Origin of the sequence: Methanobrevibacter sp., from assembly GCF_017468685.1 — an archaeon.
Classification (GTDB): Archaea; Methanobacteriota; Methanobacteria; order Methanobacteriales; family Methanobacteriaceae; genus Methanocatella.
In genome coordinates this window covers 1-16,696 of sequence record NZ_JAFUHT010000041.1, presented here as the reverse complement: position 1 = coordinate 16,696, position 16,696 = coordinate 1, and the positions used below count along the sequence as shown (strand labels likewise).

The following is a 16,696-nucleotide window of genomic DNA, read 5'->3' as shown; positions in this document are numbered from 1 at the left end:
TGATGTGGAAGACGTGAAAAAATTGATTAGTGAAATCTTAAATGACGACGGTCAAATTTTTGGTGTTTGCTTCATGAACATGTTTTCAGAAAACGGATGGTTAGATAAAATCGATTTTGATTGTGTAATTGATGGAACATTAATTACTATGGTTAAAAAATAATATTTAATCATATATTCTTTTTTAAAAGAATTGTTTAAAAAAAATATAAAAAAATTATTTAGTAATGACTTTGAGGAGTCATTCCTAAATGATGATCTTCGCTTTTTTTACCAGGTATTCCGTATGCATCTGCTCTACATTGAGTACATGCTCTAAATACTGGAATAATCTCTTCAACTTGTTCCCTAACGCTTTCCATCATGGAACAGTCAGGACGAGAATAATGTTTCATTTTTGCCAAAGGAATTAATGGTAAGACATTCATTAATGCTGCACCACGTTTTTTAACTTCACGAGCAATTTCAACAATATGTTCATCATTCAATCCAGGAATTAGAACTGAATTAACTTTAACGACCATACCATTAGCAGCTGCCTTTTCAACACCATCAAGTTGATTTTTAATTAAAATTTTTACTGCATCATAACCCTTGTAAATTTTTCCTTCATATTTGATGAATGAATAAATATCTACAGCAATATCTGGGTCAATTGCATTAATTGTTACAGTAACAGAATTTACTCCAAGTTCAGCAAGCCTATCAGCATATTTTGGAAGCAAAAGTCCATTTGTACTCATACATTTGATTAAATCAGGTTGTTCACTTGCTAATTTTTCAAAGAATTCGAATGTTTCTTCATTAGCTAGTGAGTCTCCAGGCCCTGCAACTCCAACAACTGAAATTGGTCCTTCAGCAGTAACATCATTAACATGGTTAATTGCATCATCTGGTTTCATAATGCATCCTGCAACACCAGGCCTATCCTCTTCATTATTAATATCTCTTGTACAGAAGTTACAGAAGATATTACATTTTGGTGCAACAGGTACATGTGCTCTTCCGACTTTATCATGCATTTTTTCATTAAAACATGGGTGTGCTTTTGTTATATGTGCAAATCTTGAACCGTTGTGTTCATTCATAATACCACTACTCCATTTCAATATAACTCTGTTAATTTGTATTAATACGAACAAATATATAAAGCTTTCTACATGCCCTTGTTTAATTCGTCCATAAACTCATGACATTTTTCAATCCATGCATCTTTAATTAACTCATCAGTAGCCACAACTGCTACAATATCTCCAGAAGATAAATCTTTAATGTTTTTAAAACCTTCAGGCAATATTCTAAAGATTGCATCATAAATACGTCTTTGCAGATTAGAATGAGGATCATCAACCACAATAGATTTTAATTCAGTAAAATCACCATTAATTTCAAGTTGATACCTATTAGGTTGATAGATTTCATCTCTTGAAAATTGCTTCCATAATTGTTTTAAAATATTTGGAAGATAATTCTCATTATCTATTAAAATCATTGTAACATCCCTTTGTTTATCATAGGTTAAGTTAGCAACATCTTCAAACTTGATAACATTTGAAGTTTTTCTCATTTTAATAGCTAAGACAAAAACTGGATCATCAGGATTAACATAAGCTTTTAAATCATCAACAGATGCTCCAAGAACTAAATCTTGAAATATTTGTTGAATGATGATTTCATAAACTTCAGCTCCACGCTCATCATAGCATTCAACTAACATCAAATCAATCCTTTAATTATTATTTATTATCTTGTCTGTGTCCCATTCCAGATACTAAAAGAGCTGCTCCTACAGCACCAATGTGTTGTGAATATTCTGGGACAATAACTTCAATTCCACCTAAAGTTTCACTAACCGCTTCAACAAGACCTGAAATCAAACTTGTTCCACCTACTTGAATTAACGGTTCACGAATATCGATTTCCTGAAGTTGTTGTTCGTAAACTTGTTCTGATACTGAGTGACAAGCAGCAGCTGCAACGTCAGCTTTAGAACCGCCTGCCGCAAGTGTAGTAACAAGGTCCTGAATACCGAATACAATACAGTAAGAGTTCAACATTGCTTTTCTCCAGTCTCCTTGCACCGCTAGTGGACCTAATTCAGTAATATCCACATCTAATCTACGGGAAGTCATGTCCAAGAATCTTCCTGATGCTCCTGCACAGATACCTCCCATGGTGAAGTTATCAGGAATACCATTATTAACAGTAATTACCTTGTTGTCCATACCACCGATATCCAGTACGGTTGCTTCACCTTTTTGACAGTCTGCAAGATATACTGCACCTTTTGCATTAACAGATAACTCCTCTTGGATAAGCTCTGCACCAAATTCCTGACCCATTGTGAACCTACCATAACCGGTAGTTCCAATACCATCAAGGTCATCCCAATCATAATCAGTTTCGCCAAACGCTTCTGCAGCAGCAGTTTTTGCTGATTCGATAATATCTTTGGTGGATGTCCAACCGGTTCCTATAACCTTGTTGTTTTCCATCAATACTGCTTTTGTAGTAGTTGAACCTGAGTCAAGTCCAAGAGTGAGTCCTTCTTGTTTTTCACGTGCAAGAATACTTCTACGAGTTACAGTAGTAGCTAATGCTTCCATACGAATGAACAATTCATCTGCTTTTGTTCTTTCAGTAAATGAATAAGTAACTACAGGAATACGAGTATTATTTTGTATAAATCTCCTTACTTCATTTCTAACCAAAGCCGCTTCAGCACATCTGAAACAGGTTGCAATAAATACTGCATCAGGCCTGCATCTGCCTTCGACAATAGCCATAGCTCTTGCAATCATTAATTTTAAACTTGAACTTTGAGCTGAAAATCCGAATTTTTCATAAGATTCGTCAATGTAATCCAAATCGATTTCAGGAAGAATGATTTCAGCACCAAATTTATTTGCTGCTTTTTCAATTTCTTTTTGAATTCCACTATATTCAGTTCCACATGAAACCAATGCAATTTTAACCATTATTCTTCCTCCTTATCAGTTTCTTCGAGTGAGTCTATAAAATCATTAATATCATTTACCATAACATATGTTTCATCCTGGTTTGTTGGATAGGTAACTTCTAAAACTGGAATATCCTTATTTCTAAGTAGGAAAATTGATAATTCATTAGTTCTTGCACAACCGATACAACCGAAACCGTATGGAGCTCCATCAACAACAATTGCTGCTTCAGCTTCATCTATAAGAGGTCCTATAATTGACATTCTACCACGAACCCCAGATGGAACTTCAATTGCTGCATATTTAAGACCTTTAATTGGATCTTCTTCTGTAATATTCATTGGCGGAGAATCAATCTCCGGATCTTTGATTTTTTGTCTGATTTGTTTTTGTAAAACTAAAGGAGTATGTCCTTTTCTTTCAATTAAATCTGCTAAGATTAATGAGTTTGGAGGATAAATAGCTACTTTCACCATGTTTTCACCTATTCTTTTTTATCTAAACATTCATTCATGATTTTTTCAAATTCATCAACATCAACTGGTTTTTTAGGCTCTAATTTTACATCCTTACGTTCTTCTAGAGCATTAGCAACAAAACCAAGTATTCTATATTCTTTTTCCATTTGATGGAAACCTTCTCTTGGACCGAATCTATGACCTCTACAACGTCTAGGATCACCCGGAGCGAATCCTCTTTCTTTTGTGAAAATGTGATTTGGATCTAATTTTCTGATTTCTTCAATAGCCTTATAGACATCCTCACTTTTTCCACTAATCATAGATCCATAACAGGTATTTTTAATTGTAAGTGGCAAATCAAGCATATGAAATGCTGTAACAATTTCCTGTTCACTTACATGAGCTCCTGGCCCAATAAAAATCATACGAGTAATTACATCAGGATCCCAATCTTCTGTTCCCAAATCAGGACTCATGGTTAGATTCTGTGACATAAACTACAACTCCTTCTTTTAATTTTTCAAGATGATCATAATCAGATGTGATATCTCCAATTATATTTGTTGCTTCAAAGCTTTCTGCAGTTGGACCAAACTCCATGTTATCCTCAAATCGAATTCCGATTAAACCTGCACTTTTTGAAGCCATGTTTGTAATACCTATTTGACCTCTGATTACTTTATCTACTGGATTATTTTCAGGGATTAAACCTTTTGCTAATTTTTTATCTCCTTCAAAAATAACTATGTGCATACCAGGCACTGCAAAATGAACCTTGATTTTACCTATAGGATTTTCTAAAAGTCCAGATAAGAATTTAAAGTATTTTACTGACCTTGGTGCATTATCAACAAATTTAATAGTACATAAATCTTCTTTCATGACAGATTTAGTTATTACTTTACCTTCTTTTAAAATATCAATTGTATGTTTTGGAGTTTGCTCGACAATTATTGCATCATCGTCAATCAAACCGTCAATCATATGTTCAACACCAGCTGCAGATAAAATATCAGTAGCCTCTTTTTGTGTTTTATTCAATAGCATTAATCTTTGTTGTTCAGATTTTACTGTAATGAAATCATTTTCTTTTGCAATATCAATAATTTCCATACCATTTACAATATGACCAACAGTAGTGTGATTTGGAGTCAATACCCTATTTTCCCGATAGATGAATAGCTTTCCGACACCTACACCATTATTCCTAACAGTAATGGTTCCCCTAGTTCTTAAGGTAGTATCTTCTTTAGGTTTAATTATTCCTGCCAGATCATAAAAACCAATAAATGATTCACTATCATAAGAAACCTTAATTCTGCCATCCTTAATAAGTGAAAACAAATGCTCTACACAAATAGGTGAATCTTCATCAATGTCAAATGAAATATAAGTGTATAATTCATTACCTTCTTCTAAAACCGTGCTTAAATCTGATACGGAAGCACTATCTGTTGTAGTACTTCTTTCAATAATCGGTTCGATTCCAGTTACGGAATCATCGTCAGTCAGATTCTCCAAAGTTTTTTTACCTCCAATTACACGGGCAAAAATACCTTTATTGTAAGGCGGTACTCCATAAACATTTGTTGCATTTTCCTTAAGAATAATCAAATGAGTGGACTCATTACTAAAACTAGATAAACTTAAAACAACGTCTCCTTCAAAATATTTATATTCATCATAAGTTGGTTCCAAATCTGTGACAATTGGACCAATTGCAACTTCTGTTGGTGTTGACCATCGAATATCCAAATCAACAAATTCCTCATATTGATTTTTCCAAACATCAACAAGAGGTTTTGCCTCATCAGATTCATCCAATTGTATAATTATTGAACCCTTGTTTGTTTTAATTTTATACTTGCTAATATTCTTTTCAAGTTCTTTTTTACCTTTTATTAAGCAAATAATACTTCCAGGAGTATAAGGTGCATTTGTTTCATCAATTACATCCTGAATTGTTGAAGCATCTGCAACATCTACCTCTTCTCCATTAATTTTAATTAACATACAATCTCCAATAAGAATTTTTAGTATTATATATATTTGAAGTTATTATATAAAATAATTATTTATTTAAATTTCAAAAATTATATTAACACAAAATTATAACAATTATATTAAAGGAGGGAAATTTATGGAAATCACAAAAAAACATATCTTTTCTTTGCTGGTTATTTTAATACTATGTGCGGGAGCCATTTCAATAGCTAGCGCTTATACAGGCACAGGCTTTTCACATAATATTCCAAGTTCAAAATACTCAGATTTATCTGCATCAGACATTTTAAAAAAGTATGAAGACACAGAATGCAGAGTTGAAGAAAGTGCAGTTTGTACTAAAGTAGTGGATGGAGACACAATATATTTAGATAATGGCGAGAAAATTCGTTTTGTAGGAGTCAATACTCCCGAAAGAGGTGTTGAAGGATATATTGCATCTAAAAACTTTGTTCAAAAATTATGTCTAAATAAAAAAGTCGGCATTGACGTTGATGATTCCAAACACTCCGACAGATACGGCCGTACATTAGGAGTCGTCATTGTTGATGGAAAAAATGTCAATGAAATGCTTTTAAAAGAAGGCCTTGCGGAAATCATGTATATGCCCCCAAGTGAATTTTATCCATATGACTGGGCAAACAGTAACACACACGTAGCTGATACCCACAGCTCATCCTCATCATCAAGCCATACTCCAACAAGCACACAATCAACAAGTTCATCAGATTCTGCAAATTATATCGGCAATGCCAACACAGGCAAGTTTCACAAACCATCCTGTTATAGTGTTAAAGACATGTCCGAAGGAAACAAAATATTCTTTTCAAGCAGAGACGATGCAATAAATCAAGGATATGTGCCATGTAAGCGGTGCAATCCTTAATTTTATTTTTTAATTATTTAAATTAATATTTGAATATAACATGCCCAACGAATAATTACCGATACTTTCCACCATCGGAATAACAACACCAATATAAATTAAAAATCCAACATAAGGAATTGCCATCACTACTGATGAAATCAATGAAACACCAATCATCAATACTGCCATAAAAATCATCCATTTAATTATATTGACAATACCGATATTTTTAATATCCCTTAAGACCATATTTATTTTTAAAGCTTCAGATAAGCTGTTTAAATATGCCAATCTAGCTTTTGCAAAAAATAACAAGAATTCAAAAATTAGATAAGTCAACAAAATAACTAGAAAGATCACTCCAAATGTAGCTAAAAAAATATGGATTTGAAAGTTATTAATGAAATCCATGCCTACAGGACCAAATGAGAATAAAGCAATGAAGAATACTGCAACAGGAACAATCATATATGCAGCTCTTAAAATCAATACTCTGATTGAGTCATAAATATTATTCACCAAATTAAAAGAAGGAAATAACGATGATTCCATCGAACCTTTTTTAACAATGTTTAAAAAATAACCCGGCACAATTAGCAGGAATAGAAAAAATCCAACTACTCCTATAAATACCACATAATTATTCTCCAATACCCTACCAATTGGAACAAATGCCATTAAAATGAATAGGATACCTATTATCGGCAATTTAACTATGTTTTTAATAGAGTATTTAAACGAATTTCTAACGATTTTTGTTAAATCCATAACTGCCTCATCCAAATATGAATACTGGATTTTTATCCTGGTTAAATACTTCAGCCTCTTCACCATCATATTTCAAATAAAGTGAATTGGAATCAGTTACTTCCCCAACGATATTTGTTTCAATTGAATATTCAGCTAAGTATTCTTTAATAAACTCACATTTTTCCTCATCTGCTGTAAATACAAAGCCGGAACCAGGATATGATCTAAGCCAGTCTACCCATTCGACATTTTCATTTCTTGGAATATCTTCAAGGTTAACTACTGCACCTTTTTTGGAAGTTTCAAGCAACATTTCCAAAGTGCCTAATATTCCAGGATTTGAAATATCCTTTCCAGATTTAATATAGTCATGTTCTGCCAAGTATTGTACTGCAGTAATTTGGTCTTGAACGAGCTGTGCATCTTTATCATATGTAGTGTCCCAGTTTAGGCTAAACATTTCATGAGGTTTACCATCAAGGTCGATTGCAACAAGAACCTTGTCACCAACCTCTGCTGCAAAACTAGTTATGATTTTATCTTTTTGAGCTATACCTACAATTGCTACACCTAATGAATCCACTTCTCCATCAGGATGAAGATGTCCACCAACCATTGGTACATTGAATTTTAAGCATCCGTCCTTAATTCCATTCAACAAATCTTCATAAATCTCATCATTGCTTATGGACATTATGTTTACCATTGCCAGAGGTTTTCCGCCCATTGCGGCAATATCATTTACGTTTACAAGAACTGAACAATATCCTGCCCAGTAGGGGTTAACATTCATAATATCTCCCCAAATTCCATCGGCTGCAATGAGAATCACTTGATTGTTTCCAATATCAATGGCTGAAGCATCATCCCCAATATCTATTACTACATCTCCTGAAACATTATATGATTCTTTTAAAAGAGATATTACATTATCAATTGAACTTTTACGTGATACTCCTTTAAATTCTTGAATTTCCTGAACCAGATTTTTAAAATCCAAAATTACACATCCTCGTTTAGTTAATATAATTTATTTTGTATTTACAATTAATATTTTTTATTATTTCAATGATTTTATTTTTTACATCATCGATATTATCAAAATCATAAGATTCTATTTCATCGCTAAAAATCAACCTTTTAATATCTTGACCAATGATGTCATCAAACCCACTTTCAACTTCAAAAATGATAGAATTTTTAACCTTAAATCCATCTTCCACAACCTTGTCCAAGTCACCATCAGTTATTCCAATTACAGGTATATCAAATCTGTATAAAATATCAGAAGATATCAGTGTTGTATCATCACCAACAGTGATAACTAAACTGGAATCCCTGAACTTATAAACATCTTCTCCTGCATGGTCTAAAAAAGTAACTTTAAAACTATCAGACTCTACATTAGAAATAACCCTTGGAGTTACTTTAGCATGTCTTAAGAGACCTGTTTTAATTATCGCAGAATCCAAATCAACTTCACCCAATTTTTCAAGACCATGACTTTTAAGCTCGCCACCTATAATATCAACAATATGATTATCTTTTGCAATTAATGTTAGTTTATCTGAATCAGTTTTTCCAATGATAACACTATTTACCATTATATTTTCATCGGGACTTACTCCATGAACAACCCTTTGATTCAAACCAGCGCAATCGTGTTTAATGTGATTATTGTATACCTCTTCTGGAGTTACAATATCCAGATTCAATTTTTGAGACAATTCTTCAACTATTTTTAAATTATTATTCCATGGAATGATACTGCCATCATCTTCGCCCGGCCGTTCAATCTGAATTAAAGGAATATTGTTATCAGAAATTTTGTTGACATAATGATTATAAACCTTATATCCAAATACCTGCCCAGTTACATCAGATTTTCCATAATTCAGTAAAAATATCAAGTCAACATCATCATCATGAAAAATTTTTAAAGAATCGCTTGGAACCAATTTGCATGAAATATCAATGACATTCTCCAAACTTGCGTCAATAACTGCAGTTCGACCCATTGTACCTCCCAGTCTAGTGTAAACATCCCCATAATTTTTAATCAGATTAATCAATTTCAATGCATAACCGGTATCAATAATATTTGGGCCGTGAACAACAATTCCAATCCTCATTTATTCACCTTAATTCGTTTTTTAAATATTCTAGATCCACATATCTCACAATCATCAAATGGATAATCTTCCCCATACTCCTTTTTACATCCTTCACAAATTTTTTTCCAGTTATATATTCCCTTAATTCCTTCAGTAATCACTCCGGAATATGGAATATTCATAATTCTTAATGTATTTTGGATTGTGTAATCATCACTTATTACTTTTACATTTTTACCCTCATCATTCAGCATATATGCCAGTGCAATTAACTTTTTATCAGGCAAGGATAATCTTAAAATATCACCAGATTTAGAAATAATATCATTGACACTTGATATATACTTATGAGGCACATCCTGAATAATCAACTTACCTTCTTCAATTGCCATATCAAATGTTAATTTAGATTTAAAATCTTTTATTTCAGTAGTAATTTCAGGAACAGTAAAATTATTATCTGAAATAATCTTAAATCCATTTATAAAAGCAGATGCATCTAAAATATAACAAATTTCCATGAAAATATATTTAGAATTATAAATTTATAAAACTTGGCAATGGAAAAAAATGGAACCTAATTTGAAAAGACTTGGGAAAGAGTTGGGAAAGAGTTGGGTAAAGATTGGGACAAAATTGGAAAACAATTGGAAAAACCTTAGAATAAATTTTGAAGACCTTTGGATAATATTTGGAAAAATTTATTTAAATTGTGATGGTTAAACTAGAATTATCAAACAATTTATAGAGATTTTAGAAAAATCTTTATGAATAAAACTTGGAGGATTTAAAATGAATCGAGATAACGATATCAATAACGATATAAAATTTCTTGCAAAATCTGAAATAAGATTGAAAATTCTAAGTGAACTAGATAAAAAACCAAATAATATTCGTGAACTTGTTAAAAATACAAATATCACTTACAGTTCAATTTCAAGTAATCTCAGCAAGTTAGAAAAACACGAATACATTACCAAAGATGACAACAGATATCATGTAAATCCCATGACTAAAGTATATTTCAAATCAATTATGGATTTTAAGAATAGCGTCGATATAGTCAATAACTTTGATGCATTCTGGAACAAACATAATTTGAATCAACTAAGTATTGCATCAATTAAACGAATCACTGATTTAGAACAATCAAAACTAATCGAGACAACACCTGTCGACATATATAAGACACACAACACCATAAAAAAACAAATCATTGATTCAAAAAACATTAAAGCAATCTTTCCATATTTACATCCAGATTATCCAGAATTAATAGAAAAAGTTTTAAAAAATAATGGATTTGTAGAATTAATTGTTCCTCAAAGTATTTTTAAAGAGTTAATATTCGGCGTAAATAACAGTGTGAGAAAAACCGCCATTAAAAATGGAAGGCTTAAAGTTTATATTTTCAAGAAAGATTTAAGTTTATATTTGACTCTTTGTGATGAAACAATGAGTTTAGGTCTTTTTAAAAATGATGGAAGTTTTGATCAAAACAGAATTTTAGTATCTGAAAAGGAAAATTCCCTTAATTGGGCTAATGAATTATTTGAACATGTTAAAAGACAGGTGAAAAAATGACTGCTATTGAAACAAAAGAAGAATTAGCTAAAGAATTCAGTGGCATTAAATACATCTTAACTTCAGGAATGAGATCAAGATTGCTATTAGCAGTTTATGAAAATCCGAAAAATCTTGATGAATTGAGAAAAGAATTAAGAAAACCCTCAGCAACAATTTTACATGGGCTTAAAGAATTAGAAACAATTAACTTAATTAGAAAAGTTCAGAAATATTATGAACTCACATCAAATGGATTTTTATTAACTACAAATATGGTCAAACTCATTGAAAATTGGTATGCATTGAATAAAAATAAGCTCTATTGGAACAGTCACGATTTAACTGGAATACCTGATAAATTTTTAAAGGAGATTTATCTTTTAAAAAATGCGGAATATGTAACTTCTACTACAAGTGATCTATCAAACGCATTCAATACATACATTAAATTTATTTCAAATGCAAAAACTTTAAAAATAATACTTCCTATTTACTCAGAAAATCATTTTAAACATTTAATTAAATTATTAAATGATAATAAATTAAAAAAATTAGAATTGATAGTTAGTGAAGAAATATTAGATTCAATTAAAGAAAATGACTTATTTAAAAGAGAATTGATTAACAACAATAAAGTAAAAATACGCTGCGTTAAGAAAAGATTAAAAATATTTTTAACATACAGCGATGATTTTATGTCACTAACGCTATTCTTTAAGGACGGTCACTACGATGATTCACAAATTTTAATCGCTGAAGACAAAAACGCCCTAAAGTGGGCTGAGAATTTGTTGAGGAACTTTGCTAGGAGATGAGATAACACATGGCATCAATTCAAAAAACATTATTAACATGGAATATTTGGGAAATTAAAGATATAGAATTACTAACTTTAATAATTGGAAGAAATGGTGGAATGACCACCATGAGAATTATAGATCTACTACTTAAAAGACCACTAAACAAAAATCAAATATCAAAACTACTAAAACTTGATTATAAGACAGTAACACATCATATCAAAATAATTATAACCCACGATTACATCTGTGAAATTAAGATTGAAAAAGTCAACTTCTACAAACCTAGTGACAAATTATTCAGTAGTATCGAAGAATATAAATTAATCCGTGAACATATCTTAAATGAGAAAAAATAATAACAGGAAATGATTATATGAAAAGTGAAACTGCAAAACAACATCAAAATCAGTCATCTAGTGATATAAGCTGTGGCTTAATAACTTTAAGCGATAGCAGAAAATCGGAAAAATTAGATTTATCTGGAAAATATATTGCTGAAGAAATCGAATCCAGGTACTCTTTGAAATCTAGAATTATAATTCCTGATGAAAAAGAAGATTTGATGAATGCAATTGAAAATATGGTTTGTGAAAATATTGATGTTATATTAACAAATGGTGGAACTGGATTATCTAATCGAGACATCACTGTTGAAACTGTTGAATCACTTTTCGAAAAAAAAATTGATGGCTTTGGAGAACTATTTAGAGCCAAATCTTTTGAAGAAATTGGTTCTGCAGCTCTTCTTTCAAGAGCAACAGCAGGAGTTTATAAAAAAACACTTATATTCTCCATGCCAGGTTCTCCAAATGCTGTTAAAACAGCATTACCAATAATTATTGATGAACTTCCTCATTTTGTTCATCATGTTAAAAAATAATGATGGAATAAATTTTTCATCATACTTTTATTTTTTCAATCAAAAAATTCATTTACATTTATCAAAGGTTCTAATTTTATACCTTCTTTTTCAAATTCTTCAATTGCTCCTTCTTGTCTATCTACAACAACGAATGCTCTTACTACACGACCACCATTATCTTGAATAGCTTTTATAGCTTTTAAAAGTGATCCTCCAGTCGTAGACACATCTTCTACAACAATAACATTATCGTCTTGATTTAATTCGCCTTCAATAAGTTTAGATGTTCCATAACCTTTCTTTTCTTTTCGAATCATCAATAAAGGCAATTTAGACTCAAGTGAAACAGCAGTAGCAATTGGAACCGCACCTAAAGCCGGACCTGCAACCTTATCAATATTATCCCCAGCGATTTTCTCTGTAATCAATTTTGAAATGGTTGACAATATTTCAGGCTCAGTAATAGCTTTTTTCATATTAATATAATAATTACTTTTTTTACCGGAAGATAATGTGAAATCTCCCTCTAAAAAAACTTCATTTTCCTTTAATAAATCAATTAAATAGTCTTTAGAAACCATTATAAATCATCTTCGCCTTTAAGTAAAATTTTATCTCCAATAACTTTTACAAGTTCCATTGGAATGAGATTTTCACTGGATTTAATTTGTTCTGAGATTCCTGTTTTTTTAATTACCAAATCAGTAATTTCAAAGGAATCCTTATCTAAAACGACATCTGATACCTTTCCAACTATTTGAACATCTGCATCAAGGACTTCTTTACCAAATAATTCATCTTTAATTCTCATAAAAAAACACCTTAATTAATTAATAGTCATTAAGATTAATAATTGTTTCTAAGAAATTTTTAAAAAAAAATTTAAATAAATATAAACAACATAATAACAATATCGATTTTAATGGTGAACATATGGAAGAAAAAACTTTCACAGTATCTGAAATTAATGCATTAATCAATCGAAAATTGAAAATGGACCCCTCATTTAAAAATATTCTGGTAAAAGGAGAAATTTCCAATTTTTCAACGAACTCTTTTAGCGGACACAGCTACTTTACCCTAAAAGATGAAAATTCACAGATTGATGCAGTTATGTTTAAAGGCATGAAAGACCGATTCCTTAAAATTGAGCTTAAAGATGGAATGAAAGTAATTATAAAAGGTAAAATTGAAGTTTATGTTAAAAACGGTAAATATCAGTTATACGCCACTAAAATTACTGAAGATGGAATCGGGAACTTATATGTTGCATTTGAACAATTAAAAAAGAAACTTGAAAAAGAGGGATTGTTTGAAAAGTCACATAAAAAAACAATACCAAAATATCCCAAAAAAATTGGAGTTGTCACAGCACCAACAGGAGCCGCCATAAGAGACATACTAACAACTATTAAAAAAAGATATCCGATTTGTGAAATACTAATATTTCCCACACTTGTTCAAGGAGACCATGCTAAAGAACAAATTGTAAGACAAATTAGAAATGCACAAAGATACGATATTGATACTTTAATTGTTGGACGTGGTGGAGGAAGTATTGAGGATTTATGGCCATTCAATGAGGAATCTGTAGCTCGAGAAATCTACGATTGTGAGATACCAGTCATTAGTGCAGTAGGTCATGAAGTTGATTTTACAATTTCGGATTTTGTAGCAGATGAAAGAGCCCCAACCCCAACTGGAGCTGCGCAGATTGCTGTTCCAGAACTAAAAGAAGTTGAATTTAAAGTAGATAACTTAAAAGAAAAATTAACAAAAAACATTACTAACAAAATTGGGGAAAACAGATTAATATTAAAACATATATCTGAAAAACAAGTTTTAAAAAACCCTGAAGAGATCTATGAAATTAAAGAGATGCATTTAGACAACCTTATAAACAAGCTGGATTATGCATCAAAAAATATTATAACCGAAAATAAGCAAAAACTATTCAAATTAGAAAATGCAACAATCCTAAAAAATCCTCAAAATATGTTAAATAATAAAAAAGAAAAATATTATAAAAATCTTAACAAATTAGAAGTCTTGAATCCTCTTTTAACATTAAAAAGAGGTTATTCAATAGCTAAAAGTGAAGGAAAAATCCTTTCATCAGCAAAAGATGTGAAAACTGGAGATAAAATTGATATAGAATTCGATGACGGAACTGTTAACACAAAGGTGATATAATGGAAGATATGAATTTTGAAGATAGTTTAGAAAAATTAGAAGAAATTGTAAACAAATTAGAAAATGGTGACGTGCCTTTAGATGAAGCAATTGATGAATTTAAAAAAGCAATGGATTTAGTTAAATTATGTGAAAATAAATTAAATTCCGCAGAAGAAGCCATTGCCAAGATTGTCCAGGACAATGATGAGATTGTTGAATTTAAATCTGATTAATGAAATAGTTTATCCAATACTCCAATAATTTTTTTATTGGGTAACTATTACAATTTTCTTTTATTTTAATCGCCAAATCATAAGCATCCTGTTTTTTATTAAATTGTTTTCAATCTCATCGATAAGATTTAAAATTGATGAAGTTATTGCTACATTATCCTGTTTTTTAGAATCTATCTGCAATTGCCTTATAAATTCTAGTTTATCCTCATCCAGAGTTTCATAAAAATCATTAATATCTAATTTATACCTATTTAATCTTACCAATGCATTTGATTGGGATTTATTGGTAATCCAAACTTGTTTTCTAATTGCTTTTGAAACAGCTTCAATAACAGCTTTAGCCATTAATTCACCAAGTTTGGAATGTTTTCCAGCATTTGTTAAAATATTTTGAGAATCCCTGTTAGAAAAAATTGCCACACCATCTGTGCCGGTTCCTGTTGCAAACCCATTTGAATATTGGGACGGAATTCTTAAATTATTTAATGCAACGGTTTTTGCTTCGGTTACTGTCATGAAAGCTTCAGTTAATGTTGATTTTTCCAAACATACATTTGTTAATAGAATAATATTTATAGTGCCAAAGTGGAACTCACCATTATCTTCCCAGTAGGATGCTTCATCTCCTGCACGTGAAGAATTAGTTCTAACTCCTGCAGTAACAACAGCAGTCACTTCCATGTTTTTGAATTTTTTAAAGACAATACTGACATTTTTCATTTCTGCAAGTGTGATTAAACCAGTAGAATATTTATAGTCAATATTTAATGAATTGCATTCATTAATCAGATATTGACAGATATCATGATTTTCAAGATAATCAATTTTTTCCTGTGATAAATGTTGATTAAAAACAGAGTTATACAAATCATTTGTTCCGGAATTCAACTTTGAAGTGGAAATACCATTTCTGAGAACTCCAAAATTAATTAAGATAGTATCTTTTAAGTAAAAAATTTCATCATCATTAGATGTTTTAAAAATAAGTCTATTTGAATACATAAAAAAAGAAAAAAAGAAGATGTAAAAAATTTACATCATTGGAGGCATTCCACCCATTGCGGAAGGATCCATACCCATATCTTCAGGGCCTTTGGTTGATGCAATTACATCATCGATTCTTAAAATCATTTCAGCTGCTTCAGATGCAGATTGGATAGCTTGTTTTTTAACACGTTTAGGTTCGATTACGCCAGCTTCTTTCATGTCTGCTACTTCACCAGTGAATACATCTAATCCCATGTAGAATGAGTCTTCTTGTGCTGCTCTTAAGTCTACTAAGGAGTCGATGCTGTCTAAACCAGCATTTTCAGCTAAGGTTTTTGGTACGATTTCTAAAGCTTCTGCAAATGCGTTTACTGCTAATTGTTCTCTTCCGGAAATGGATTCTGCGTAGTCTTTGAGTTTTTTAGCCATTGCGATTTCAGGAGCTCCTCCACCAGCTACAACTTTGTCGTCTTCTACGGTAGCTGCTACTACACCGATTGCATCTTCGATTGCTCTTACAATTTCATCAACGATGTGTTTGGTACTTCCTCTTACGAATAAGGTTACGGATTTTGCACCGCTGCATTCTTCGACAAAGATCATGTCGTCACCGGAGATTTTTCTTTCTTCTACGGTTCCTGCAATACCTAAGTCTTCTTCGGTTAAGTCGTCTAAGTTGGTAATAACGCTAGCACCGGTTGCTCTGGATAATTTTTCAATATCAGATTTTTTAACTCTTCTTACTGCTAATACTCCAGCTTTGGATAAGTAGTGTTGTGCTAAGTCATCAATACCTTTTTGTGCGAATAATACGTTTGCACCTGCTGCAACAACTTTGTCAACCATGTCTTTGACCATTTTTTCTTCTTGTTCGATGAAAGCTTGCATTTGAGCAGGGTCAGTAATTATG

At 31.4% G+C, this 16,696-nt stretch carries 22 protein-coding genes; 8 read left to right on the top strand and 14 right to left on the bottom strand.

What is annotated here, in order from left to right; genetic code table 11:
• Positions 1-4 precede the first annotated feature (4 nt).
• Positions 5-163, top strand: coding sequence for a DUF2124 family protein (locus IJ258_RS11945; protein ID WP_366514571.1), 159 nt, complete (start codon positions 5-7; stop codon positions 161-163).
• A gap of 58 nt (positions 164-221) precedes the next feature.
• Here IJ258_RS11945 and IJ258_RS05920 read toward each other — a convergent pair whose 3' ends face one another.
• The 6 genes from IJ258_RS05920 to IJ258_RS05895 form a co-directional block, all read right to left on the bottom strand.
• A complete protein-coding gene (locus IJ258_RS05920) occupies positions 222-1,088 on the bottom strand; it encodes a radical SAM protein (RefSeq protein ID WP_292804339.1) in 867 nt (288 codons plus the stop codon).
• A gap of 68 nt (positions 1,089-1,156) precedes the next feature.
• On the bottom strand, positions 1,157-1,717 hold the full coding sequence (locus IJ258_RS05915; RefSeq protein WP_292804336.1) for a methanogenesis marker 17 protein: 561 nt from the start codon (positions 1,715-1,717) through the stop codon (positions 1,157-1,159).
• A gap of 19 nt (positions 1,718-1,736) precedes the next feature.
• A complete protein-coding gene (locus tag IJ258_RS05910; protein WP_292804333.1) occupies positions 1,737-2,978 on the bottom strand; it encodes a methanogenesis marker 15 protein in 1,242 nt (413 codons plus the stop codon).
• Positions 2,978-3,436 carry a methanogenesis marker 5 protein gene (locus IJ258_RS05905; RefSeq protein ID WP_292804330.1) on the bottom strand — a complete coding sequence of 153 codons (459 nt, stop codon included), beginning with the start codon at positions 3,434-3,436 and terminating at the stop codon, positions 2,978-2,980. Before IJ258_RS05905 ends, IJ258_RS05910 begins: the two co-directional genes overlap by 1 nt.
• An 8-nt stretch (positions 3,437-3,444) precedes the next feature.
• On the bottom strand, positions 3,445-3,915 hold the full coding sequence (locus tag IJ258_RS05900) for a methanogenesis marker 6 protein (RefSeq protein ID WP_292804327.1): 471 nt from the start codon (positions 3,913-3,915) through the stop codon (positions 3,445-3,447).
• Complete coding sequence (locus IJ258_RS05895; RefSeq protein ID WP_292804325.1) at positions 3,887-5,434, bottom strand: methanogenesis marker 3 protein; 1,548 nt, start codon at positions 5,432-5,434, stop codon at positions 3,887-3,889. The genes IJ258_RS05900 and IJ258_RS05895 overlap by 29 nt, the downstream gene beginning before the upstream one ends.
• A 127-nt stretch (positions 5,435-5,561) precedes the next feature.
• Here IJ258_RS05895 and IJ258_RS05890 point away from each other — a divergent pair, with 127 nt between their 5' ends.
• The gene (locus IJ258_RS05890) at positions 5,562-6,311 is read left to right on the top strand and encodes a thermonuclease family protein (RefSeq protein ID WP_292804322.1); all 750 of its coding nucleotides are present in this window, start codon (positions 5,562-5,564) and stop codon (positions 6,309-6,311) included.
• Between the two features lie 9 nt (positions 6,312-6,320).
• Here the strand turns inward: IJ258_RS05890 and IJ258_RS05885 are convergent, their stop codons facing one another.
• The 4 genes from IJ258_RS05885 to IJ258_RS05870 are packed head-to-tail and all read right to left on the bottom strand — an operon-like array spanning position 6,321 to position 9,678.
• Positions 6,321-7,061 carry a DUF4013 domain-containing protein gene (locus IJ258_RS05885; RefSeq protein WP_292804319.1) on the bottom strand — a complete coding sequence of 247 codons (741 nt, stop codon included), beginning with the start codon at positions 7,059-7,061 and terminating at the stop codon, positions 6,321-6,323.
• A gap of 7 nt (positions 7,062-7,068) precedes the next feature.
• The gene (locus IJ258_RS05880) at positions 7,069-8,043 is read right to left on the bottom strand and encodes a methanogenesis marker 2 protein (protein WP_292804316.1); all 975 of its coding nucleotides are present in this window, start codon (positions 8,041-8,043) and stop codon (positions 7,069-7,071) included.
• 16 nt (positions 8,044-8,059) lie between these two features.
• Positions 8,060-9,175, bottom strand: coding sequence for a DUF2117 domain-containing protein (locus IJ258_RS05875; RefSeq protein WP_292804313.1), 1,116 nt, complete (start codon positions 9,173-9,175; stop codon positions 8,060-8,062).
• The gene (locus IJ258_RS05870) at positions 9,172-9,678 is read right to left on the bottom strand and encodes a type II toxin-antitoxin system VapC family toxin (RefSeq protein WP_292804310.1); all 507 of its coding nucleotides are present in this window, start codon (positions 9,676-9,678) and stop codon (positions 9,172-9,174) included. The genes IJ258_RS05875 and IJ258_RS05870 overlap by 4 nt, the downstream gene beginning before the upstream one ends.
• Positions 9,679-9,949: 271 nt before the next feature.
• Between IJ258_RS05870 and IJ258_RS05865 the strand changes: the two genes are divergently transcribed.
• From IJ258_RS05865 to IJ258_RS05850, 4 genes are read left to right on the top strand one after another with little or no spacing between them, the layout of a single operon-like run.
• On the top strand, positions 9,950-10,741 hold the full coding sequence (locus IJ258_RS05865) for a winged helix-turn-helix domain-containing protein (RefSeq protein WP_292804307.1): 792 nt from the start codon (positions 9,950-9,952) through the stop codon (positions 10,739-10,741).
• Positions 10,738-11,538: a winged helix-turn-helix domain-containing protein gene (locus tag IJ258_RS05860; protein WP_292804304.1), complete on the top strand. Its 801-nt coding sequence runs from the start codon at positions 10,738-10,740 to the stop codon at positions 11,536-11,538. The genes IJ258_RS05865 and IJ258_RS05860 overlap by 4 nt, the downstream gene beginning before the upstream one ends.
• Positions 11,539-11,546: 8 nt before the next feature.
• The gene (locus tag IJ258_RS05855) at positions 11,547-11,882 is read left to right on the top strand and encodes a winged helix-turn-helix domain-containing protein (RefSeq protein WP_292804301.1); all 336 of its coding nucleotides are present in this window, start codon (positions 11,547-11,549) and stop codon (positions 11,880-11,882) included.
• Between the two features lie 17 nt (positions 11,883-11,899).
• On the top strand, positions 11,900-12,406 hold the full coding sequence (locus IJ258_RS05850) for a molybdenum cofactor biosynthesis protein B (protein ID WP_292804298.1): 507 nt from the start codon (positions 11,900-11,902) through the stop codon (positions 12,404-12,406).
• 35 nt (positions 12,407-12,441) lie between these two features.
• Here the strand turns inward: IJ258_RS05850 and pyrE are convergent, their stop codons facing one another.
• Positions 12,442-12,969, bottom strand: coding sequence for an orotate phosphoribosyltransferase (gene pyrE, locus IJ258_RS05845; protein ID WP_292804295.1), 528 nt, complete (start codon positions 12,967-12,969; stop codon positions 12,442-12,444).
• Positions 12,969-13,199 (bottom strand): PRC-barrel domain-containing protein, encoded by a 231-nt coding sequence (locus IJ258_RS05840; protein WP_292804292.1) that lies wholly within the window; start codon positions 13,197-13,199, stop codon positions 12,969-12,971. Before IJ258_RS05840 ends, pyrE begins: the two co-directional genes overlap by 1 nt.
• Positions 13,200-13,321: 122 nt before the next feature.
• On the opposite strand from IJ258_RS05840, the gene xseA reads away from it, so the two are divergent.
• Positions 13,322-14,581, top strand: a complete 1,260-nt coding sequence (xseA, locus tag IJ258_RS05835) for an exodeoxyribonuclease VII large subunit (RefSeq protein WP_292804289.1) — start codon at positions 13,322-13,324, stop codon at positions 14,579-14,581.
• Positions 14,581-14,796: an exodeoxyribonuclease VII small subunit gene (locus tag IJ258_RS05830; RefSeq protein WP_292804287.1), complete on the top strand. Its 216-nt coding sequence runs from the start codon at positions 14,581-14,583 to the stop codon at positions 14,794-14,796. The genes xseA and IJ258_RS05830 overlap by 1 nt, the downstream gene beginning before the upstream one ends.
• Before the next feature lie 60 nt (positions 14,797-14,856).
• Here the strand turns inward: IJ258_RS05830 and IJ258_RS05825 are convergent, their stop codons facing one another.
• A complete protein-coding gene (locus IJ258_RS05825; RefSeq protein WP_292804284.1) occupies positions 14,857-15,801 on the bottom strand; it encodes an adenosylcobinamide amidohydrolase in 945 nt (314 codons plus the stop codon).
• Positions 15,802-15,831: 30 nt separating this feature from the next.
• Positions 15,832-16,696 (bottom strand): thermosome subunit beta (gene thsB / locus IJ258_RS05820; RefSeq protein WP_292804281.1); only part of this gene is annotated, 865 nt, incomplete at its 5' end.